Annotated in this window: 20 protein-coding genes; 15 read left to right on the forward strand and 5 right to left on the reverse strand. The window is 64.6% G+C overall.

Features of this window, described 5'->3' with window-relative positions; all coding sequences use genetic code 11:
* Positions 1-22: 22 nt before the first annotated feature.
* The 4 genes from HTZ84_RS01535 (at position 23) to HTZ84_RS01550 (ending at position 5,456) form a co-directional block, all read left to right on the forward strand.
* Entirely contained in the window at positions 23-3,010 is a 2,988-nt protein-coding gene (locus HTZ84_RS01535) for a bacterio-opsin activator domain-containing protein (RefSeq protein WP_174679065.1), read from the forward strand.
* A gap of 91 nt (positions 3,011-3,101) precedes the next feature.
* Positions 3,102-3,242 carry a rubrerythrin-like domain-containing protein gene (locus HTZ84_RS01540; protein WP_174679066.1) on the forward strand — a complete coding sequence of 47 codons (141 nt, stop codon included), beginning with the start codon at positions 3,102-3,104 and terminating at the stop codon, positions 3,240-3,242.
* A gap of 15 nt (positions 3,243-3,257) precedes the next feature.
* Positions 3,258-4,577 carry a glutamate dehydrogenase GdhB gene (gdhB, locus tag HTZ84_RS01545; RefSeq protein ID WP_174679067.1) on the forward strand — a complete coding sequence of 440 codons (1,320 nt, stop codon included), beginning with the start codon at positions 3,258-3,260 and terminating at the stop codon, positions 4,575-4,577.
* A gap of 81 nt (positions 4,578-4,658) precedes the next feature.
* Positions 4,659-5,456 (forward strand): TraB domain-containing protein, encoded by a 798-nt coding sequence (locus HTZ84_RS01550; RefSeq protein WP_174679068.1) that lies wholly within the window; start codon positions 4,659-4,661, stop codon positions 5,454-5,456.
* 7 nt (positions 5,457-5,463) lie between these two features.
* Here HTZ84_RS01550 and HTZ84_RS01555 read toward each other — a convergent pair whose 3' ends face one another.
* On the reverse strand, positions 5,464-6,093 hold the full coding sequence (locus HTZ84_RS01555) for a phosphoribosyltransferase (protein ID WP_174679069.1): 630 nt from the start codon (positions 6,091-6,093) through the stop codon (positions 5,464-5,466).
* A 483-nt stretch (positions 6,094-6,576) separates the two neighbouring features.
* Between HTZ84_RS01555 and HTZ84_RS01560 the strand changes: the two genes are divergently transcribed.
* The 3 genes from HTZ84_RS01560 (at position 6,577) to HTZ84_RS01570 (ending at position 8,518) form a co-directional block, all read left to right on the forward strand.
* Positions 6,577-7,350, forward strand: coding sequence for an NAD(P)H-hydrate dehydratase (locus HTZ84_RS01560; RefSeq protein WP_174679070.1), 774 nt, complete (start codon positions 6,577-6,579; stop codon positions 7,348-7,350).
* Positions 7,351-7,449: 99 nt separating this feature from the next.
* Positions 7,450-8,130, forward strand: coding sequence for a class I SAM-dependent methyltransferase (locus HTZ84_RS01565; RefSeq protein ID WP_174679071.1), 681 nt, complete (start codon positions 7,450-7,452; stop codon positions 8,128-8,130).
* Positions 8,131-8,239: 109 nt separating this feature from the next.
* Positions 8,240-8,518 carry a hypothetical protein gene (locus HTZ84_RS01570; RefSeq protein WP_174679072.1) on the forward strand — a complete coding sequence of 93 codons (279 nt, stop codon included), beginning with the start codon at positions 8,240-8,242 and terminating at the stop codon, positions 8,516-8,518.
* Between the two features lie 59 nt (positions 8,519-8,577).
* On the opposite strand, the gene HTZ84_RS01575 is transcribed toward HTZ84_RS01570, so the two are convergent.
* Positions 8,578-9,414 carry a lipoate--protein ligase family protein gene (locus HTZ84_RS01575; RefSeq protein WP_174679073.1) on the reverse strand — a complete coding sequence of 279 codons (837 nt, stop codon included), beginning with the start codon at positions 9,412-9,414 and terminating at the stop codon, positions 8,578-8,580.
* Positions 9,415-9,588: 174 nt separating this feature from the next.
* Between HTZ84_RS01575 and HTZ84_RS01580 the strand changes: the two genes are divergently transcribed.
* From HTZ84_RS01580 to HTZ84_RS01590, 3 genes are all read left to right on the forward strand, one after another.
* Complete coding sequence (locus HTZ84_RS01580; RefSeq protein WP_174679074.1) at positions 9,589-10,626, forward strand: ABC transporter substrate-binding protein; 1,038 nt, start codon at positions 9,589-9,591, stop codon at positions 10,624-10,626.
* Positions 10,623-11,462: an ABC transporter permease gene (locus HTZ84_RS01585; RefSeq protein ID WP_174679075.1), complete on the forward strand. Its 840-nt coding sequence runs from the start codon at positions 10,623-10,625 to the stop codon at positions 11,460-11,462. Before HTZ84_RS01580 ends, HTZ84_RS01585 begins: the two co-directional genes overlap by 4 nt.
* Before the next feature lie 232 nt (positions 11,463-11,694).
* Positions 11,695-12,534, forward strand: coding sequence for a hypothetical protein (locus HTZ84_RS01590; RefSeq protein ID WP_254611689.1), 840 nt, complete (start codon positions 11,695-11,697; stop codon positions 12,532-12,534).
* A 291-nt stretch (positions 12,535-12,825) separates the two neighbouring features.
* Here the strand turns inward: HTZ84_RS01590 and HTZ84_RS01595 are convergent, their stop codons facing one another.
* The gene (locus tag HTZ84_RS01595) at positions 12,826-14,454 is read right to left on the reverse strand and encodes a hypothetical protein (RefSeq protein WP_174679076.1); all 1,629 of its coding nucleotides are present in this window, start codon (positions 14,452-14,454) and stop codon (positions 12,826-12,828) included.
* A 531-nt stretch (positions 14,455-14,985) separates the two neighbouring features.
* Between HTZ84_RS01595 and HTZ84_RS23240 the strand changes: the two genes are divergently transcribed.
* Both HTZ84_RS23240 and HTZ84_RS01600 read left to right on the forward strand, forming a co-directional pair.
* Complete coding sequence (locus HTZ84_RS23240; protein ID WP_455429265.1) at positions 14,986-15,075, forward strand: DUF7575 domain-containing protein; 90 nt, start codon at positions 14,986-14,988, stop codon at positions 15,073-15,075.
* Positions 15,076-15,301: 226 nt separating this feature from the next.
* Positions 15,302-16,213 carry a serine/threonine-protein kinase RIO2 gene (locus HTZ84_RS01600; protein ID WP_174679077.1) on the forward strand — a complete coding sequence of 304 codons (912 nt, stop codon included), beginning with the start codon at positions 15,302-15,304 and terminating at the stop codon, positions 16,211-16,213.
* A gap of 491 nt (positions 16,214-16,704) precedes the next feature.
* Here HTZ84_RS01600 and HTZ84_RS22710 read toward each other — a convergent pair whose 3' ends face one another.
* The gene (locus tag HTZ84_RS22710) at positions 16,705-18,309 is read right to left on the reverse strand and encodes a transposase (RefSeq protein WP_174679078.1); all 1,605 of its coding nucleotides are present in this window, start codon (positions 18,307-18,309) and stop codon (positions 16,705-16,707) included.
* Between the two features lie 170 nt (positions 18,310-18,479).
* On the opposite strand from HTZ84_RS22710, the gene HTZ84_RS01610 reads away from it, so the two are divergent.
* Positions 18,480-18,809 carry a hypothetical protein gene (locus tag HTZ84_RS01610; RefSeq protein WP_174679079.1) on the forward strand — a complete coding sequence of 110 codons (330 nt, stop codon included), beginning with the start codon at positions 18,480-18,482 and terminating at the stop codon, positions 18,807-18,809.
* Positions 18,810-18,881: 72 nt separating this feature from the next.
* A complete protein-coding gene (locus HTZ84_RS01615) occupies positions 18,882-20,021 on the forward strand; it encodes an alanine racemase (protein ID WP_254611691.1) in 1,140 nt (379 codons plus the stop codon).
* A 38-nt stretch (positions 20,022-20,059) separates the two neighbouring features.
* Here HTZ84_RS01615 and HTZ84_RS01620 read toward each other — a convergent pair whose 3' ends face one another.
* The gene (locus HTZ84_RS01620) at positions 20,060-21,028 is read right to left on the reverse strand and encodes an asparaginase (RefSeq protein WP_174679080.1); all 969 of its coding nucleotides are present in this window, start codon (positions 21,026-21,028) and stop codon (positions 20,060-20,062) included.
* 190 nt (positions 21,029-21,218) lie between these two features.
* On the opposite strand from HTZ84_RS01620, the gene HTZ84_RS01625 reads away from it, so the two are divergent.
* The gene (locus HTZ84_RS01625) at positions 21,219-22,298 is read left to right on the forward strand and encodes a pyridoxal-phosphate dependent enzyme (protein ID WP_174679081.1); all 1,080 of its coding nucleotides are present in this window, start codon (positions 21,219-21,221) and stop codon (positions 22,296-22,298) included.
* Positions 22,299-22,414 lie beyond the last annotated feature (116 nt).

The following is a 22,414-nucleotide window of genomic DNA, read 5'->3' on the forward strand; positions in this document are numbered from 1 at the left end:
TCCGGGACCCTACGTACGACGAATGGTTACCGCAGGAATCGACGACGGTGGAACCGTGCTCGTCGTCGAACCGTCCGGAGCGGACCCGGCGTCGCTGCTCGACTCGCTCGACTCGCGGCGGAGCGAGGAGAAGGTCTCGAGCGCGGCGGCGGCCCTCGAGGCCCTCGAGACGCGGTCGGTCGACTGCGTCCTGACGCCCCAGTCGGTGGCCGACGCCACCGGCCTCGAACTCGTCGAACGGATCCGCGACCGCGATCCGGACGTTCCGATCGTCCTCGCGCCCCGCGAGGGCAACGGCGGCGAGAGCCTCGCCGGCGACGCGATCGCCGCGGGCGTCACGGAGTACGTGCCGGCCGACCGCGACGCCTCGGCCCTCGAGGCGGCCGTCGAACGGGCGATCGAGGCGGGCCGCGACCGGCGCGAGCGTCGCGAGCGCGCCCGCCAGTTCGGCGCGGTGTTCGACGATCCCGAGACGTACGCGTGGGTGCTGGAGACCGACGGGCGAGTGCGTCGGGCCAACGAGCGCGCCCTCGAGGCGAGCGGAACGCCCGACGCGGCCGGCGCCGACGTTCGCGGGGAGCCGTTCGCGGATCTCCCGCTGTGGAACCGCCTCGAGGAGGACCGATCGACGATCCGGACCGCGGTCGACCGAGCGGCGACCGGGGCGGTCGTCCACCGCGAGGTGACCCTCGAACTCGATCGCGGGGCGCGGGCGAACGGCGGGGGTACGGACACGGACGCCGGCGTCGAAACCGAAACCGGCACCGGAGCCGATACGGCCGACGACCCGCGGACGCTCGAGGTGACGGTCCGCCCCGTCCGCGACGATTCGGGGGCCGTCGTCTCCCTGCTCGCGCGGGCGAACGACGTCACCGAGCGCGCCCGCCTCGAGCGGGAGCTGCGCGAGTCGGAGGAGCTCCACCGGGTGACGCTGAACAACATGACCGACACGGTCCTCATCGCGGACGACGACGGGGAGTTCACCTACGTCTGTCCGAACGTCCACTTCATCTTCGGCTACACCGACGAGGAGATCTACGAGATGGGGACGATCGACGACCTCCTGGGCTCGGAGCTCTTCGATCGCGAGGAACTGGAGCGGGAGGGCGTGCTGACCAATATCGAGTGTACGGCCACCGACAGGGCCGGCCGCGAACACACGCTGCTGGTCAACGTCCGCGAGGTCTCGATCCAGGGCGGGACGACCCTCTACAGCTGTCGCGACGTCACGACGCGCAAGCGCCGCGAGGAGGCCCTGACCGCCCTCCACCGGACCGCGCGGGAACTGCTGTACGCCGAGAGCGACCGCGAGATCGCCGACCGCGTCGCGGCCGACGCCGCCGACGTGCTCGACCTCGAGGCCAGCGGCGTCTACCTCTTCGACAGTGACGAGAACGTTCTCGAGCCGGTCGCGGCCTCGCCGGGGATGAACCGCCTCCACGGGCCGCTCTCGCGGCACCCGGTCGGCGAGGACAGCGTCTCGGGACGGGCTTTCATCGACGGCGAGTCCCGGTTCTTCGCGGACGTCCGCGACGCCGAGGCGCTGGCGGATCCGACGACCGATATCAGGGGCGCGGCGGTCGTTCCGCTTGGCGATCACGGCGTCTTCCTCGCGGGGTCGTCGGAACGCGACGCGTTCGACGCTGTCGACCGCGAACTGACCGACCTGCTGGCGGCGACGGCCGAGGCCGCCCTCGACCGGGTCGAACGCGAGCGGTCCCTCCGCGAGCGCGACCGGGAACTCAAGCGCCAGAATCGGCGGCTCACGCGACTCGATCGGATCAACGAGATCATCCGCGAGATCGACGCGGCGCTGGTCCGGGCCGAGACCCGCGAGGAGATCGAGACCGCCGTCTGCGAGCGACTGACCGCGGCCGACCGGTTCGCGTTCGCCTGGATCGGAACGACCGACGCCCCGGGCGAACGACTCGAGCCGAACACCCACGACGGGACCGGCCGCGGCCGGGACTACCTCGACGGCGTCTCGCTCTCGCTTTCCGAGGCGGCAGAACCCGCGGCCCGCGCGGCGGCCGACGGCGAGGTGACGGTCGTCTCGAACGTCGCCGACGGGCTCCGCGAGGAGCCGTGGCGCTCGGCGGCGCTCTCCCGGGAGTACCAGTCCGTCGCGGGCGTGCCCCTGGCCTACGACGAGTTCGCCTACGGCGTGCTGGCCGTCTACGCGGACCGCCCCGACGCCTTCGACGAGGTCACGCGAAGCGTCCTCGCGGAACTGGGCGAGACGATCGCCTCCGCCATCGCCGCCGTCGAGCGCAAACGGGCGCTGCTGACGGACTCCCGGACCCGCCTCGAGTTCGACGTCGGCGACGACGGTTTCGTCTTCTCGCGGCTGGCCCGGCGGGCCGACTGCGTCCTCTCGTTCGACGGCGGCGTCCGCCTCCACGAGGACGGCGCCGCGGTGTTCGCGACCGTCGAGGGCGCCCCGGCGGACGCCGTCGTAGCGGCAGCCACCGATCTCGTCGCCGTCGAGGGCGCTCGAGCGGTCGGTGCCGGGGACGGCGAGACCGAGGCCGAGGCCACGGACGATCACGGGGGGACGGTCCTGCTCGAACTGGCGCCGCCATTTCTGGCGCTGCGCCTCGCGGACCACGGCGTCGTGCTCCGCAGCGTGGAGGCGTCCCCCGACGGCGCGCGCGTCGTCGTCGACGTTCCGCCGACCGTCGACGCGGGGAACAGCGTCGACGTCGTCTCGAACGCGTTCGACGACGTCGACCTCCACGCCAAGCGGACCGTCGACAGAACGACCGCACAAGACCTCCGGAGCGAACTGCTCGAGCGACTAACCGAGCGACAGCTCGAAGTGGTCCAGCTGGCCTACTACGGCGGCTACTTCGAGTCGCCTCGGGAGCAGTCCGGTGAGGAGATGGCCGACGCGCTCGGCATCTCCTCGGCCGCGTTCTACCGTCACGTGCGGGCGGTCCAGCGGAAACTCTTCGTTCTGCTGTTCGACGAGCTCGGCCTCCCGGCAAACGCTGCGCCAGGGGTTGAATAGTGAACCCCGGCTAACCGTCGACGCTAGTTATCCTACGAATATGCCTATCCTAATATCCTTATTATTCCTAAGTGCCGTGACCGATCTCTCCATGAAAGACGTTCCACTCACTCCCGACGAGGAATCGACCTACGAGTGCTTCGACTGCGGAACCGTCGTTCGCGCGCCGTCGGGAACGACCTGCCCCGACTGCGGCGGTGACATGCGTAATCGCGGTACACCGATCGAGTAACCCAATTCCGACTTCATGGCTTCGAACCAGCAGTCGACGGCGCCACCCGAAGAGCACCGCTCGGTCGAGTCGACCGAACCCGAAACCGCCCTCGAGACCGCGCGCAGACAACTCGATCGCGCCGCGACCCACCTCGAGATCGACGACGCCGTCCTCGAGCGGCTCAAACACCCCGCGGCGGTCCACGAGGTGGCCGTCCCGCTCGAGCGCGACGACGGGAGCGTCGACGTCTTCACCGGCTACCGCGCCCAGCACGACAGCGTCCGCGGGCCGTACAAGGGCGGCCTTCGATACCATCCGGAAGTGACGCGCGACGAGTGCGTCGGCCTCTCGATGTGGATGACCTGGAAGTGCGCGGTGATGGACCTCCCCTTCGGCGGCGCGAAGGGCGGCGTCGTGGTCGACCCCAAGTCGCTGTCCGACGCGGAGACCGAACGGCTCACGCGCCGGTTCGCCCAGGAGATCCGCGACGTGATCGGACCGACGACGGACATCCCCGCCCCCGACATGGGGACCGGTCCGGAGACGATGGCCTGGCTGATGGACGCCTACAGCATGCAGGAGGGCGAGACCATCCCCGGCGTCGTCACCGGCAAACCCCCCGTCGTCGGCGGCTCCCACGGCCGCGAGGAGGCGCCCGGCCGCAGCGTCGCCATCGTCACGCGCGAGACCTGCGACTACTACGGCTACCCGCTCGAGGACGTCACCGTCGCCGTCCAGGGCTTCGGGAGCGTCGGCGCCAACGCGGCGCGCCTGCTCGATGATTGGGGTGCGACCGTCGTGGCCGTCTCGGACGTCAACGGCGCCGTTTACGACCCCGACGGGATCGACGTCGCCGACATCCCGTCCCACGACGAGGAGCCCGAGGCGGTCACCGCCTACGCCGCCGCCGTCGGCACGGACGTCGATCGGCTCTCGAACGACGAACTGCTCGAACTCGACGTCGACGTCCTCGTGCCGGCCGCCGTCGGCAACGTGATCACCGCGGACAACGCCGACGCGATCGACGCGGACGTCGTCGTCGAGGGCGCCAACGGCCCGACCACGTTCGCCGCCGACACCATCCTCGAGGAGCGAGGGATTCACGTGGTCCCCGACATCCTCGCCAACGCCGGCGGCGTGACGGTCAGCTACTTCGAGTGGCTCCAGGACATCAACCGCCGCGCCTGGAGCCTCGAACGGGTCCACGAGGAACTCGAGACCGAGATGGTCGACGCCTGGTCGGCCGTCCGCGACGAGGTCGAGGCGAAGGACCTGACGTGGCGCGACGCGGCTTACGCCGTCGCGCTCTCGCGGGTCGCCGAGGCCCACGAAGCGCGCGGGCTCTGGCCCTGACGACGGGTCGCTCTCCCAGTTCGCCCTCCCGGCGCGGTCGGGTCACCGTTTCAAGGCCGTGGCGAGCGTACCACGACGGGCATGACCGCCCAGGGAACCATCACGATCGTTCCGAGCGTCCACTTCTCGCCGACCCACCGGCGTCGGGTCCGGTCGACGATCCGCGAGACCGAACCGGACGTCGTCGCCGTCGAACTCGACGACCAGCGCTACGACCGCCTCGAGGAGCGAAGCGGCCGCAGCCCCCTCGAACTGGCCCGGGAGTTACCGCCGGCGACGGCGGCGGCCTACACCGTGTTGCAGGCGGTCCAGCGGACGGTCGTCCGGCTGTACGGGCTCGATCCCGGCCAGACCGACATGGAGGCGGCCGTCGAGACCGCGGCCGAACTGGACATAGACGTCGCGCTGATCGACGATCCGATCGCGGAGACGCTCTCCGCGCTCGCCGACCGCGTCGGACCGGAACTGCTCCCGAAGCTGTTCGCGCGCACCCAGCGGATGGGACCGGACCGACAGGCCAAACAGCTCGAGCTGCTGACGACGTCGTTCGAGGAGATCACCAGCGGCGAGGACGTCCAGCCGGCGATCGAACAGATGCGGCTGCTCCTGCCGGAACTGACCGAGATCATGATCGACCGCCGCGATCGATCGATGGGCCGGCGGCTTCACGCGCTCCGCCGCGAGGGCCGCGACGTCGTCGCCGTCGTCGGCGCGGGCCACCATCTGGGTATCAAACGAACGCTCGAGGACCTCGAGGCGCGGGACCGCGATGCGGACCCGCTCGCGTCGGCGGAGACCGAGTTCCGGGAGTTCGACGCGGACGCGACCGTACCGATCCGTTCGCCCGCCCGGAGCGTCACCCGGATCCCGATCGACTGACGGCCTCTCAGCGCTCGAGGTACGCCATCGCTTCCTCGTCGGTCACCTGGCCGAACCCGCGGTAGAACTGGCCGACCGCGCGGAACGACTCGGGCGTCTCGAGAGCGATCACCTCGTCGGCTTCGCGCTCGAGGTCGGCGATACCGCGGGGCGAACCGACCGGGACCGCCAGCGCGACGTACTCGGCGCCGGAATCCTGCACCTGTCGGAGACAGGCCGTCGCGGTCGCGCCGGTCGCGACGCCGTCGTCGACGACGACCGCGCGCTTCCCCTCGAGGTCGGGCAGTCCCGAACGGTCCGGCGGCCGGTAGCGATCCGCTTTTTCCGCGGCGTTTTCGGCCTCCTCTTCGCGGATCTCTTCGAGGTAGTCGTCGGAGACGCCGAGTCGCTCGAGGAGGTCGTCGTTGTACCAGACGCTGCCGTCGCTGGCAACCGCGCCGATCGCCAGCTCGGGGTTCCCCGGCGCGCCCATCTTCCGGGCGACCACCACGTCGAGGTCGGCGTCCAGCGCGTCCGCGACCGGCCGCGCGACCGGCAAGGCGCCGCGAGGAATCCCGAGGACGACGTCGGCCTCGAGGCCGCGGGACTCGAGTTCGGCGGCGAGCCGTTCGCCGGCGTCGGTTCTGTCGTCGAACATACGATGCACTACGACGGCCACGTACTATGCCTTGGTGTGGCACACGACGGGATCGAACAGTGTCGGAGTCCACACTTCCCTCAACTCGAAGGCGAACCGAAGCGTTCTGCCATCGTGGCAACGGGGATTGCCACACCCTCCCCAACCGATTTCTGCTCGCGGGCCAACGGCCCGTCTGTTCACGGGCGCGAAGCGCCCGTTCACATGGTATGCGAGACCTTCGGTCTCGCACTACTCGCATGGTTCGCGGAACCGAAGGTTCCGCGCTAACGCTCACGCCTGTCGGCGTTCGCTCATCCCTCGTGCGGTATCGTCGATCGGTCCTCACCGTCGTTCGGACCGATCGACAGCGCACGCTACCGCCCGGTTTCTCGGTTCGAAGCGCGCCGCTTCCGCTTGCACCGATACGAACCGAACCGAGGGCCGAAAACGACCGGAACTCGCCTGCCGAACGGCTACCCGTCCCGCTTCTCGAGGTGCGGTATGGGACGACTGCAGCGAACGCTCTCGAACATCTCCGAGGAAGAGATCGACAACGGCCGGATCGGCATCGTCGCCGGGGCGATCGAGTACCCCAACCAGCCGGCGCTCGTCGGCCGCGCGGCGCTGCGAACCGGCTCCGATCACGTCCGGACGTTCGTCCCCGATCCGATCTACGAGATCGTCGCGGGGCAGGATCCGAACCTGCTGGTCGATCGCTACGCGGGCGAACAGTTCGAGGAGAGCGCGGTCGAACGAACCCGCGAGATGAGCGAGTGGGCCGACGCGCTCGTGATCGGCCCCGGCCTCGTCGACGCCGAACCCGAGGCCGTCTGCGAGGCGATCGACACCGTCGACGTCCCGATGGTCGTCGACGCCCTCGCGCTCGAGCCGTCGCTCGATGCCGACCTCTCGAACACGGTGTTGACCCCCAGCGGCGAGGAGGTCGGACCGATCCGCGACGAGTACGGTTCGCTCGACGAGTTCACGACGGAGACCGGCGCCGTCGTGGCGTTGACCGGCGACGTCGACGAGATCGTGGCCGACGGCGAGCGACTCGAAAACGAGACGGGGACGTCCGCGATGACCGTCGCCGGCACCGGCGACACGATGGTCGGCATCATCGCCTCGCTGCTCGGCCAAGGGACGGACCGGCGCGAGGCGGCCGAACTGGGCGCGTGGATCCTCGGAAAGTCCGGCGAACTGGCGACGGCCGACCACGGACCGGGCGTCGTCGCGACCGACGTGATCGAACGCATTCCGGACACGATCCGCTGAGGTCGAACTGGCGCCGATCCGCTGCGAACGGAACGCGTTCCCGACCGGCCCCCGCCACGGGAAACCATTACCTCTCGCTCCGTCGTCACGTCGAGTGAGATGTCCGACTCGACCCCCGAATCCGCGACGCGACCGTCAGACGAATACGAGGTCGACCACCCGCTCTTCGCCGCCTGCTACGACCTCCTCCCGGAACCGGAGGCCCTCGAGGCCGAGCGCGGCTACCTCGCTCGGGATCTCTCGGGACGGGTGCTCGAACTGGGCTGTGGCACCGGGGACATGTTCCCGTTCGTCGTCGACGGCGCCGCGGGCGATCTCGAGTACCACGCGATCGAACCGGACCCGAACATGCGCAAGCGGGCGGCCGAGGCCGCCCGTGAGGCCGGACTCGCGGTCGACCTCCGAGACGCCCGCGCCGAGTCGCTGCCTTACCCCGACGACAGCTTCGACGTCGTCCTCGCCGGCGTCGTCTTCTGTACCGTCCAGGATCCCGACGCGGCGCTCGAGGAGGTCGTCCGGGTGCTGAAACCGGGCGGCGAGTTCCGCTTCCTCGAGCACGTCGGTGCCGACGGCTGGCGCGAGACCGGCCAGAAACTGCTCGATCCCGTCTGGCACCGCGTCGCGGGGGGCTGTCACCTCACCCGCGACACGGTCGCGCGCTTCGTCGGCCACGAGGCGCTGACCGTCGAGGAGATCGATCGCGTCGATGCCAGCGTCTTCCCGGCAGCGCCGGTCGTCCGGGGCACGCTCCACCGACGGCAGGACGGCGTTCTCGAGTGAGAGGGTATCGACTGCTCGAGACGGTCACGGCGCCGCTTTCGGCGGACTCGATCGAACCCCGGATCCTGCAGGTGGAACCGTTTCCCGCGCGTCCGTGGTAGGCGCCCCTATGTCCGAACCGGATCGAGAGCCGACGGAGAAGCCGACGACCTCCAAGGAGGAGGCCGAGTCGGAGACGAAGTGGATGACTCGCAACTGGATCGGGATCGCGGTCGTCTCGATCCTGGGCCTGTGGCTGCTCGTGCTCGGCGCGATGCAGGCGACCGGGCTGGTCGATATCTTCGCCCCGATCGCCGACTCCGGAGCCGCGCAGTGGGGCGTGTTCTTCGCCATGGCGATCGTCCTGATCATCCTCGCCGGCTGGAGCTGGAAGGCCATCGCCGGCTAAGGACCTCGCCGACGCGGCGGCCGATCCGCGCCGCTTCGCAACCGATCCGTTTCTCGCCGTTACTCGCCGTCCGCTTCCAGCACCTCTCGATTCCGGATCCACGCGTCCGCGCCGAACTTGCGGTCGGCGAGGTCGCGGGCCGCCTCGAGTTCGGCCTCCCGCCACGTCGATTCGTCCGCGTCACACCACTCCCCCAGCGCCGTCGCCAGCGTCTCGACGGCCGCCTCGCGATCGATCCCCGCCTGCTCGCGGACGCTCGTCACGCGGTCGGCGAACGTCTCCGGCTCGAGATCGGTATCGAAGACGCCGACGTGGCGCTCGGGCTCGAGGTCGTAGCTGATCGACCCGTGCTGGATGACGACGTCGCGCTGGCGGTACTGTGCGTTGCCGCTGATCTTCTTCGCCGCCGCGCCCGCGTCGGCGGGCGCGACCACGTCGTGGGCCGGGTTGATGTCCCGCAGGTAACAGGAGGGCTGGTAGATCGACGCCTGCTCGGTCGCGGCGAAGTCGGCGTCGACGCCCATCTCCCGGAGCCCCTCGAGGACCGGCTCGCAGAACAGTCCGTAGCAGTCCATCAGGTCGCCGGGCACCTCCTCGGCGGGCGCGACGATCGTGTAGGAGATGTCCGCGTCCCGATCGTGGTAGATCCCGCCCCCGCCGGTCTGGCGGCGCGTGACGTCGATCCCCTCGCGGTCGCAGTACTCCCAGTCGACGGTGTCGGCGTCCTGTCGGTACCCCAGCGACAGCGTGCTCGGCTCCCACGAGTAGACTCGAACCGTCCGCAGGTCGTCCTCGAGGGCCGTTTGCGCCGCGATCTCCTCGAGAGACATCTGGACGGCACCCTCGCGGGGCTCGTCCCGGATCAGCCGCCACTCCCGATCGGCGAGGTCGTTCATACGCCACCGGTCGCCGGCGACCGTGTTAGTGGTTGCGTCGTCTCGCTGCCGATCGACGGACGGCCACCGTCGTTGGTCCGTATCGCATCTCCGGTGAGCCAGAGTGCGATCCCATAACAACTCGGTAGATTAAATTAGGAACTACTATTATCAACAGGTGGTGTTTTATTATAAATGCTGGATCAGCGCCGTCGAACCGTCCTGAAGCGCGGTACCGCAGTCGCATCGCTCGGCCTCTCGACGGCCGGCTGCCTCGATTCGCTCGCCGGAAGCGGCGGCCTCGAGTCGCTGTCGGTCGCGTACGTGCCGATCTATCCGAACATGCACCACTACGTGATGAGCGAGGAGGGGCTCTACGACGACGTCTCCGCGGACGTGACGCCCGAACGGTTCGCGTCGGGGCCGGACGTCGTCAAAGCCTTCGCCGGCGACGAAATCGACGTCGCCTTCTTCGGCATCACGCCGGCGATGGTGCTCGTCGATCGCGGGAAAGCGGCGGGCGTTCTGACCGTGAACTCCTGCGAGGGATTCCGCGTGATGGGAACGTCGGCGTTCGCGACCCTGTGCGACGAGCACGGTCGCGACGCGTTCTCGCGGTTCGAGTCTCGAGAGGGACGAAAACCGCGGATCGGTGCGGCACCCGACGGCAGCGTTCCCGACGTGGTGTTGCGCTACTGGATCGAGCGAGACCTCGACCTCGGCGAGCTGGACTCGGTCGTCTCGAAATCGACGGTGCCGCCGGCGAGGACCCCGCAGGCGATGGCGTCGGGCGACCTCGACGCGACGATGATTCAGGAACCGTACGCGACCGCCATCGGCGACGGCGACGGCGATTTTCAGTCGGTCGCGTGGTCGGGCGACGTCTTCCCCGACCATCCCGTCACCGTCATGTTCGCCCAGGAGCGCGTCCTCGAGGCGACGGACCTTTCGAGGGAACTCGTCTCGGCGCACCTCGAGGCGACCGAGTTCATCCGCGAGAACCCGGAGACGGCCGCCGAACACGCGAGTGCGGTCATCGGCTCCGGGACGAGCGACGAACGCGCCGCGGCGGCGATGGAGTCGAAGGCGGCGAACTTCTACTCGGACCCGCACCGGATCACCGATCCGACCGAACGGATCGCGGAATACGTCGCCGACGTCGGCAACACCGACGCGGTGGTCTCGACCGAGGAACTGTTCCACTTCGACGCGTACGACGCGGTTCGCGAATGAGCGTCGACATCGACCTCGAGGCGGACGGTCGGACGGCGCGACTCGCTGGCGGCGATCCGATCCGACTCGTCCGCGGGACGGTCGGGATCGCCGCCTTCCTCACCCTCTGGTGGCTCGCCGCGCGGGCGACGACGCCGTCGTATCTCCTCCCGGGCCCGGTCGCGTCGGCGGGCGCGTTCGTCGACCTCTTCGTCCGGCGGACCGCCGTCGACCTCCCGGTCGCGGGAACCACGGCGGTCCCGGTCGGACTGTACAAACTCGGCCAGAGTCTGTTTCACTACGTTCCCGGTCTGGTCGTCGGGAACGCCGCCGGAATCGCGGTCGGCGTGGCGATGGGCTGGTCGACTCGCGTCGACGACTACCTCCGGCCGGTCGTCCGACTCCTCCGACCGGCTCCGCCGCTGGCGTGGGTGGTCTTCGCCATCCTCTGGTTCGGGATCCACCACACCGGCGCGGCGTTTATCGTCTTCATCGGCGCGTTCTGGATCACCCTCTACGGCGCCTACAGCGGCGTCGAGGGCGTCCCGAGGGAGTACCTCGAGGTCGCGTCCGTGCTCGGCGTCGATTCCGATCGAACGCTGCTCCGAAATCTCGTTCTCCCGACCGCCGCACCGAGCATTCTCACTGCCGTTCGAACGAGCATCGGTCGGTGCTGGATGATCGTCGTCGGCGCGGAACTGTTCGGCGCGCCCGGCGTCGGCTACGAGATCATCAACGCCTCGAACAACCTCGCGCTGGACACCAGTATCGCGTACATGTTCCTCATCAGTATCGTTTACGTCGGCATGGACGTCGCGTTCCGCGCGGTCGAACGGAGGGTTCTCGCGTGGCAGTGACCCGTTCTGAACGGGAACTCGTTCGACGAAAACTGTCGGTCCGAGCGTCTCCTGTTCGGTGGGGCGCTCGTGTTGACCGATCGTCGACGACGAACCGGTAGCTCCGTCGATTCGGAATCGACATCGATACGTCAGGTTCTAATTACGGACAGTACGTCGCTATGCAATATATTATATTCTATCTCCACCTAGTGTAAAATATGTCTCCATACAGTAATGAGTGAAATACAGTATGGTAGATCAAAAATTCAATGTGGGTGGAAGAGACATCCTGAGAGGAATCGGCGCGACCGGTAGCATCGGTGCCATCGGAATCGGAACCGTTCAGGCGCGAACCGACGACGAGTCGGTCCCGGAACGAGAAGTCGCCGAAATCCTCCGGAAAGCGGTATCCCGTGCCGCCCTCGAGACCGCCGGTCTCGATCAACCCGATCCGACGGAAGCGAGGCGAGTTACCGTCTCCGGTCCGGGACACGTCACGGAAGAGTGGATCGCCCTTCCGGTTGGCGATGACGAAACGTTTAGCTACAATCCCGAAAAGGAAATCGCCGAGATCGAGCGTAATTCGAACTCGCTCGTGCGTGCGACGGCTCACGACGGCGACGTGATCGTCGAGGACCTCCTGCTGGGAGAGGCCGTCACCGAGGACGCCATCGAAACGCTGGAGTCGAGCGACGAGTTCGAGCAGGCGCTCAACAATGCCGGTGTCGTCGAGGTCGAACTCGAGGACGCGGCCGCCAACTTCGATCGCGAATCCGGGACTACTCGAGCGTTCGTTCCCGTTACGAACGCAGGCGGTTCCGAGTCGACGTTGTTCGTCGAGATCGCTCCGGACGATAGCCTGGAGGCCGTCTACGGGCTTCCCGCCGACACGAGTGGTGTGGGGCTCGCAGACTCCGACGGGATCGAATGCTGGATCGGCTGCCTCGGGTTCGGTCTCACCTGCGCGAACGTGTGTACGCCGTGTGCCTCCGTACCGACGGCTCCTACGTGTGCACCGTGTGCCGTCTGCGTCGGTGCTACCGCTGCGGCGGCGTGTGCACGTGAGTGTGACATTCCCGAGTTCTGGTAGCCGGTAGACACCGATCGGAGCAAACCGATCGCGACGGCGCCGGACGCGTGACCACCGTTGAATCAGTGTCGACTCGACTGCGCTAACGTGTGTAATCGGGGGCACCCGTCCGGTGCCTCGAGTACCGTCCCCGCTGCGAACCGCACGCTCGCCGCCCCGAGCAAGATGTCTTCGGGAATCGATCGACCACCGCAGCGATCGCGGTTCGATCATCGACTCGGCAGCGTCGTTTGTGGGCTCTCCGTCGCCGCTTCGTTCGTATCGCTCGGTACGGATCGAACGCCGGACACGTCACAGTCGATACGTCCGGAACCGTCGGACCGCAATTCGGAAGGCGATTCTCGAAACGCCGGCAGCGACGAGTACCGTCAGTAGAAGTGAGCCGAGTCGAACGGCACCCATCGATAGTCCGGTCGCTCCCGCGGCTTCGTACACTGACGGTGCGTTTCCGAGGACCGCCGGTAGGGTAACGAGCGAGACGATTGCGAAGACGGCACCGAGTCGGACGAACGACACCGATCCCGTTTGCGCGTACACCGGAACGTCAGTGAAGAAAAACGGAACGGGGACGAATTCGTCTCGATCAGCGTCCATTCCGGTCGCGACACAGACCGCGGCAGTACACGCGCAGACGGCTACGCCGACCAGTACGACTCCGACCGTCTCCGCGATGCCGGCAGCGCTCGCCAGTCCCAGCGGAAGTACGACCATCGTGACGAGCGGCAGTCCGATTCCGAGCGCGGCCAGAAGCAGACCACCGACGAACTGTCGCCCGTCGACCGTCGTAAGCAGCAGCGGGAGAGTGCGATACTCGACGCCGATCGGATCGACACTGGGAACGATACCGGCCGCGAGGCCGAGGCACATTCCGATCAGCAACAGCAGCGGTAGTCCAGCGATACTGAACACCGGAAGCAGGATCACGGCCGCGAACAGGAGGACGTATCCCGTCGATAGAACGCCGCGCGGGACGCGCCGCTCCGTGAGCCATCGCGCCCGCGCGACCATGAGCGTAGGCCGCGAAACGCGATCGATGAGACACCGTTCCAGTCGCCCCTCAGCGAGCAGTGACTTCGAACCGCAAGCGGCGGTTTTGTCGACCGGTTCCGTTTCCCATATTCGTCGGGCCAGCGCAGCCGTCTCGCCCGCGAACAGCGGTACCCCGACGAGTACGGTTCCGAGCGCACTCAGTCCGTGCCACGGATCGACCGTCGCCAGGTCGTTCGCGCCCAGAAGCGCGAGGTCGACGAACCACGCTACCGGTAGGCCGTCGAGCCACGCGAACGGAACGAGGACGGACACCGAGAGCTCTCGAAGAACGAGTACGACGACGAGTAGCGGGATCCACCCGAAGACGACGAGTAGATCCCGATAGCGGCCGCCCTGAACGAGTCGCCGTCCGACGAGCAGGATGGCGAGCCGCCCTGCGGCGCCGAGCGTGACTGCGAGCGTTACCAGTCCCGTTACCGCAACGACGATCATGACGGCTACCGTCGGGGATCGGAGCCCGAGCGCCAGTCCGACTGCGACGCCGATCGTCGGCGCGGCGAGTGCGGCGAACGCTCGAGCAGTGACGAACAGGAGGAGACCAACAGCGGCGACCCTCGTCGAAACACCGGTGAGGAGAAATTCCGGCTCGAGTCGTTCGAACCGCGTTCGGACCAACACTGCGCTTCGCCAGATCACGACACCGAACGCGACGGTGGCGACGACCCACAGGTCGTCGACCCGTGCGACCGCTCCCGAAGCGAGATCGCGCCCGAACGAGTACGCGATCCAGCAGAGACCGACAGCGAGAACGGATAACGCGACGTGATACCCGCGTCGTGTGATTTCGGAACTACTGGAGTCGCGGCGGTGGCGCGTCCACTCGATACGAGCGATCAATCCGCTGTGTCGGAGGCACGTCGGGACGTTCATCTCGGAAATCACTCACTATCGCGGGACAGGGACGTTCCGAACTCGAGGCGAGGACGGCCGAAATCGTTCTCGGGGCGCTTCGTATCGGTTACCGGTCGACGGCGATCGACGTCGCTACGCCGAGGGTTCACATCAGTTCGCAACCGAAATTCTCGCCCGGAGCAGTAAATTTCTTTCGGAAAGGAACCGTTCGTATTGATGTCTGGCCGTGGTTCGAGCGCAGGCCGACGAAACCGGGGACCAATCGCGTTCGACGACCGTAGGTCGTCCGGAACGGTCGAGTCGATTCCCATCGGATCGTCTCGAGAGGAGAGCGAGACCCGCTCGTCGCTTCGCTTCTCGTCTCCGCGCTGTTCGTCGATCCGGCAGTGGGCGAGGAACTCACGACCGGAACGCCGACCCGCGAGTCGCTGGTCGCCGTCGCACCGATGCTGGTCGTCGTGGGACTCAAATCCTCGACGGTACTTGCTCGCTCGCATGGACACACGAGCGCGGCCGTGAGCACGTACGGTCGTCCCCGACGAGGTCGACGTGATCGCCTGCCATCACTGCGGCGAGTCCCTCGACCCGGACCTCGAGTTCTGTCACTGGTGTACGCGGCCCGTCGAGAACGGGGCGTGACCGCGTCGCGGCGACCGACGACTGAAGCCGCCCGTTCGAGATCGAGTACGTTAATTCTATATCGCAATATGTGATTTACCAGGCCGAGGTATCCACGCAGTTACTGCCACGCGCCACACGAGCGGCATCGAGCCTGCGCATCCGTTTCCATCGCGGATACCGCAGCCACCGTGCCCAGTCGCCCCACGTCACGACGTTTTTACGTACTCACCGGCTATCCCGGGCTATGGTGCGGAACGTCGCCGGGGAACTCCCGGCGCTCGAGGACGAGGACTTCTATCTCCTCTCGGGGGTCGAACAGGGAATGCGCTTCTCGGAGTGGGTCCAGCGGGAGAAGCTCCCGAAGTTCGCCAGCCTGACCGAAGAGGAGGTCGACTACCGGCTCGAGCGCTGTCTGAAACGCGGGTTGATCGAGAAGAAGACGATCCAGTACGAGGGCTACACCCTCCAGTTCGAGGGGTACGACGCGCTTGCCCTTCGCGCGCTCGTCGAACGCGATACCATCGGCGAGTTCGGCTCGCCGCTGGGCGTCGGCAAGGAGAGCGACGTCTACGAGGTGCGCTCGTACAAGCCCCTGGCCCTGAAGTACCACCGCGAGGGGTACACGAACTTCCGGGAGGTCCACAAGGAACGCGACTACACCTCGGAGAACGACCACGTCTCGTGGATGTACACCGCCCGGAAGGCCGCCGAGCGGGAACACGATATCTTAGAGGAGCTCTACCCGGACGTCTCGGTCCCCCAGCCGATCGATCAAAATCGCCACGCCATCGTCATGGAGAAGATGGACGGCGTCGAACTCTCCCGGACGCGACTCGAGGCCGATCAGGTGCTGGGGGTCCTCGATCTGCTCGTCTCCGAGATCGCTAACGCGCACGCGAACGGGTACGTCCACGCGGACATGAGCGAGTACAACGTCTTCGTCAACGAGGAGGGCGTGAAGATCTTCGACTGGCCCCAGGCCGTGCCGACCGACCACGAGAACGCCGGCGAGTTCCTTCGCCGAGATCTGACGAACATCGTGGGCTACTTCCGCCGGAAGTACCCCCAGCACGTCCCCGACGACATCGACAGCGACGACCTCGCCGACTCGATCGAGGACGAGTCGTTCGAGACGATCACCGAGTTCGTCGCCTGACGGTCCGGTCGACTCCTCGCGGCGTCCGTGCGCGAACTCCGCTTGCATCGCCGATTCCAGTTCTCGAGTCCCTTCGGTCGCGGAGCGCGTTCGGTCTCGAGACGCAGCGTCGTCCGAGATCGGGAGACACACCTCTCGCCTCGCCGCTGCCGCTCGTTTTCCAAAAGTCGCGTACCGGAGAGCTCGGAAGCCGACGAGCAGGTGCTTGACGTCGGATAGTACCAACCGGCGCGAATCAAATACGGCGTTCTCGAGGACGGCAAACCATATATCGATATACGAAACCCAGCATTTCACGATCGTCAGAGTTTCGGAGGATAGTCTAGTTTTCGTCAAAGTCTCCGCCATTTTGTGGACCTATTTCCCGTTTCACCAGTAATGTCTCGTCTTTTGGATGGGGTTATCGAGAGAATATGAAATATTGGACAGATTCTGGCGGTGGTGAACAGTGTTCCCACTCCAGGACAGCGGACCCAGCAGGGTTCAGTCCGCTAGTCGGGCGGAATCAACGCTGAGACGACGATCTCGACGCATTCACCAGCAGTCACCACAGGTGCATAGTCCATCGGTCCATCCACGTCAGCTTTCAGCAGGAAATCGGTGAGCCGCCATATGTTGTAGAGGAGTACGGCGAACACGAAGTAGAACAACCGCACCCGGTAGTCCTTCGAGGAGGTCTTCGCGAGGAAGTCGTGCTTGATGCTCTTGTATTCGTTTTCGATCTGCCAGCGGCGGCTGTATCGGCGACAGACTGTCTCTGCCTCCTCCGGTCCGACCCTGAGGTTCGTCGCGAAGACTGCTGTGCCATCGCCTTTCGTCGAGGGCACGTACAGGAACCGCATCTGGTGGCTTCCCGCTTCGACGTGGACGGAAGCTGTTTCCACGGCGACCTCCTGTTCGTCCTCGTCCATCGTCTCGATGACCTCCCGCTCCGTGCTGTTGATTCGCTTCGGGATGAGGTAGTTCACGCCGAGATTCGACAAGGTCTGAAACACGTGCTGTGAGTCGAATTCGCGGTCGCACAGCACCGTCTCGATTGGGACGTGGTCTTGGGCTCGTTTCACCAGTCGTCGGACGACACGATGGATCTTGTTTGGCGGATTCTTATCCCACTCCGAACTCTCCTTGATCGGCTCTACCCCCAAGACCAACGGGATATTCTGCCCGATGATCGACAGCGTCGCGAATTTGAAGGCTCGACAGTCCTCGTCTTTCGTGCCGCTGACCATCGACATCCCTTCAACGTCGCCGTAGTACGGGATGTTCGTGATGTCGATCGCGGCCGTCACCGGTCGTCGGAACGTTGCTTCAGACTCGATGACCGAGAGCAGCCGGTCGGTCGCCGCGTCGAATCCCTCTATCAACGTCTCGGGGTCGAACTGTTTGACCGTTCTGAGGTGTGTATCACCGTGTGGTCCACTGTCCGGCCCGTGCCGATACTGGAAGCGGTTGGCGCCCTGGGGTGTGCCACAGCCGACCATCCCCATGAACGTCTGTAACTCGAAGAATTGGGTATCCTCGTAGGTGGCGTTCGCGCCACGACTGGAGTCGAATCCGTCGAAGCCGTGGTCACGAGCCAGCCGGGTCGTCCGCTGGATCTGCTCGGCAGTGAACTCGAGTGGGATGTCCTCGGCCGGCTCGTCCGGGAACGCACTCGGGTCTCGGTCTTGGGTCACCACCTCGGCTTTCGGTCGGGCTTCGGGTACGTTGATGTCACGGTCGTGAATCTCTTTGACGACGTAGTGTGCGGCCGTGGTGACGAACGTCCTGGTGGCGTCGTCGAAGCGGTTGTGCCAGGTCCGCGAGAGCACCGATTCGCCAGGGATTTTCTCGAGGCCAAACACGCTTGCAAGTTCAGGATACTTGCTGAGCTCGCGATAGCTCTCGCCCGTGAGTTCCCGGTACAGGAACAATCGCACTATCCCCTCGAAGGAATGAGGGGCTGGATGCCACTCGGGATAGCCGTCATCAAGTGCATCGAACGAGTCCTTCAGCATTCGAAGAGCGTTACAAAACGATTGCCCGCTTTCGAGCGCCGTCCTGAGTTCCACCCCAACAAGGTACGCTTCAGTCAACAGCCGTCTCTGACCAACCATAATCGTCACCCAACAAGCCAGTCAGACAAGCGACGTGCTCCACGGTCACTCCGCCACCGCGAGAGATGCTGTCGACTCGTTCAGTACAGAGGGTGTATTAGTCATTCATCAGAACTGGACCTATTGGGTTGCGTGATAACCAGTATGAGATCAGTCTTTGAGTGTTACATATGCCAATGTTCGAAGAGTGGACACTGTGGCTACATATCGAAGGGGACATAGCTCTCTTTGCTGGCGTCGGAGCGCTCATGACGAAAAAAGGCGGGTTACGATACACCAGGCGGAAAGTATTCCTCGTCTCGATAGGTGGCGTCGTCGGCATGGTATTCATTCTTCTACCCCTTGACCCCACTCCGTTCCGAGTAGCTCTTCCGCTTGTGGCTATCTTCAAAGGCTACCTCGCATTCTCGGGATCTCGAGCGTTCTCCCACCCCCGGATAGGCGTTTTGGGGTGTCCGATGGAGAGACCTCCTCCCTTTGAAGGTAATTCGGTAAGCTAGTTTCGAACGAACTCTCCTACATCTCTTGTGTCTTCCTACGGATTAATATCTCGAGGTACTCTACCTTGGACTATGCCTGCTTGGACGACGGATGAGATGGCGCCGGCGCTTTATCAGCCGGTCGAGGACCTAGAAACTCCGGCCTTGCTCGTCGACATCGATGCGATGGAGCGTAACATCGAAGAATACGTCGCATTTGCCGACGAGAACGGCGTAACGCTCCGTTCCCACATCAAGACGCACAAGAACGCCGAACTCGCAGCACTCGAGGACGAGATGACCGACGGTGGTGGAATCTGTTGTCAAACGCTGGGCGAGGTGGAAACGATGGCGCGAAACGGGATCGACGATATCTACCTATCCTATCAGGTTGTCGGCGAGCAAAAACTCGACCGATTCTGCTGGCTCTCACAGAAGGTCGAGAGATTGGCAACGACGGTCGACTCAGCCGCGACGATAGACCTTCTTCAGGACGCCGCTCAAGACCACGATATAACGGCCGACGTCATACTCGAAGTCGACGTGGGATTGCACAGGACTGGCGTCGCTCCTGGCTCAGAGGCCGTTGCTCTCGCGGAACGAATCGACGAGGCGGCCAATCTGGAGTTCGACGGCATCCTCGCGTACGAGTCGCACGTAAAGGCTGAAGCGGAGACCAAATCGGAATTCGACGAACTGTGCAGGGAGACGATGGAGCTTGCCGAGGACGTAGTCGACGACATCGAGGCCGCTGGAATTCCCGTGGACGAGGTGAAGGTCGGCGGGACGGCGACGTCGAGGTACAGTGGCAAGCATCCGGTGGTCACAGAAATCAACCCCGGGATGTATCCCTTCAACGACGTTGGCGAACTCGAACTCCGCCCGTGGGAGGTATCGAAGGACGACTGCGCAGCAACGGTCATCACGACGGTCATCTCCGTTCCGGACGACGACCGGCTCGTCGTCGACGGAGGCAGCAAGACGTTCTCCTTGGACAAACCACAGATGCCGGTCCCGAAGAATCGGGACGATATCGAATACGCCAACGCCAGTGAGGAACATGGGTGGATCGACACCAGCAACTCGGACGAGTCCTTTGCAGTGGGCGACCGGCTGGAGTTCATCGTCCCCCACGTCTGCACGACGATCAACCTCCACGACCTCATCATCGGCGCCCGAGACGACCAGGTCGAGGAGCTATGGGAGGTGCAGGCGAGAGGGAAGGTCCGCTAACAGCAACGAATGAATTCGGGCTAGTCGGCACCGAATCGTTACTCCCTTGCGGGTCGGTCAAACACGGTCTCGACGCTGCTACCAGCGAGCGCGACAACCGTCGCGATTCTCGTCTTCTGGAGATTTCGCTCGCTGAAGTAACAGCCCAAGTCCAACAGTGTCTGCTCACTACCGCGGTAATCATAGGTCGACCTGGCGAGTCTCCCCTCCGTGCAACGCGTCGTAGCTACAAGTGGGAGATCCTCTCGTGCGAGGGCTTCCAGCGGGGGAATGATTCCTGGCGGAATGTGGCCCGAACCGGTAGTTGCCAGTACTACCGCCTCGAAATCACCCGGTTCAGGTATTTGCGAAGGGGGCATCTCTGCTGTCACCGTGAGGGCAGCGACCTCGTTCGTCAGTGTCTCCGGATCGACGTCGATTGTCGGAGTCGGATCGACGCTGGCTCGCCATCGGATCGTCTCTTCGTCGTGAACGGCGAGCGGGCCCAGCTCGGGCGACTGGAACGTATCTAGTCTCATCGAGTGGGTCTTCGTGACGAGCTTGGCTGCGTGAACCTGATCATTGAAAGTGACAAGGACTCCACGTCCCCGAGCACCGTCGCTCGTCACCGTTCGAATGGCCGTGAGGAGATTGGCTGGACCATCAGGACTCGCCAGCGATGGATTCCGCATCGCGCCCGTGAATACGACAGGCGTATCGCCATCATAACAGAGGTCCACGAAGTACGCTACCTCTTCGAGGGTGTCCGTCCCCTGTGTAACAACGATACCATCCACTGTATCATCACGGTCATACTCGGCTACCAGCTCACTGAGCTCGTGCATCTGGCTGATTGAGACCTGCGGACTGGGAATATTCGAGAAGTCGTCTGTAGTCAACTCGATGTCATCGCTCAGCCCTGGGACGCTTGCGATGAGGTCTTCACCGGTCAATTCAGGACTGGCTCCACCACCAGAGTCCTTGGTTGAAGCTATCGTCCCACCGGTAGAAATGACAACGACTGACATTGAGGGTGCTTTCGACGCGTGTCTCTAATATCCTCTCATTGCCTTACTCGGGACGTTGCTGGGAGAGAACGATCAGTGCGTCCTCTTTCTACCAGAGCCGCTCCAAGGGATGAGACCGCTTCCGTCTTCGGTCAAGACGTCGCGCTACCGCTATCGGTATTCATATGATTCCCAGTGACAAAGTAAGAGTATGACTACCCCAGAACTTGTCTGTTCCTCGTGTGGCCGGATATACAGTGATCAGTGGCGGTGTGAGTGTGGCGGTGTCCTTGATTTCGCTCAGCAACCGCTTCCGGAGCACGACCGGCCAGACCCCGGTCAGTTCGACACGCGAGACGGACTCTGGTCTTTTGATATGTTCATTCCCGTCGAGAAAGGTCCCTCTCTCGGCGAAGGAATGACGCCGCTGATCCCATCATCGACCTGGGACGCTCAATTCAAACTCGAATACGTCTCCCCGACAGGGAGCTTCAAGGATCGGGGTGCAACCACGACGATTAGCCATGCGATAGCGTGTGGCGCAGATCGAGTCGTGGAAGATTCGTCGGGGAACGCTGGTGCTGCCATCGCAACTTACGCAGCTCAAGCAGGTATTGATGCGGAGATTTATGTCCCGGCGTCGGTGAAACAGTCGAAGCTCCGAGCGATCGAACGGGCTGGTGCGACGCCTGTTCGAATTGAAGGCGGGCGCCAAGCTGTGACTGATGCCTGCATCAATGCCGTCGAATCTGGCGACGCGTGGTACGCGAGTCATTCGTGGAGTCCAGCGTTCTTCGCAGGAACGGCGACGTTTGCGTACGAAGTCGCACTCCAACGTGACTGGAGCGTCCCTGATGCGATTGTGATGCCACTCGGTCATGGGACCCTGTTCCTGGGCGTGTACCGTGGTTTCGAGGCGTTGTCTGAAGCGGGATGGATCGATTCAGTTCCGCGTCTACTCGGTGCGCAAGCCGCCGGTTACGCTCCGATTGCGAGCGAACTCCATGAGGTTCCCGAGGGTGAGAACGATGTCGCGGACGGCATCCAGATCCGGGAGCCGACGCGGAAACAACAGCTCCTAGATGCGATCGCTGCGACCGACGGTGATGCGATTGCGATTCCGGAGGAAGCCGTGCAGACGGAGTTAGATCGCCTCCACAGGAAAGGGTTCTACGTGGAACCAACCTCTGCAATCGCACCTGCGGCACTTGCGACGTATCGAGAAAGCGGAACGCTTGCGCGAGATGCAGACGTGGTGATGCCCCTCACTGGACATGGGATGAAGACGTAATCTGACGGAGCATTCATTGAGATGTCTGCGCTCTGTTTCCAATGTAGTTTTGGAACACAATCTGTATCAAGGTTAGTTCCACTGGTAAATTCGCAAATGTACGGAGCAGGTGGTCC

This window comes from Haloterrigena gelatinilytica, assembly GCF_013342145.1.
GTDB lineage: Archaea > Halobacteriota > Halobacteria > Halobacteriales > Natrialbaceae > Haloterrigena > Haloterrigena gelatinilytica.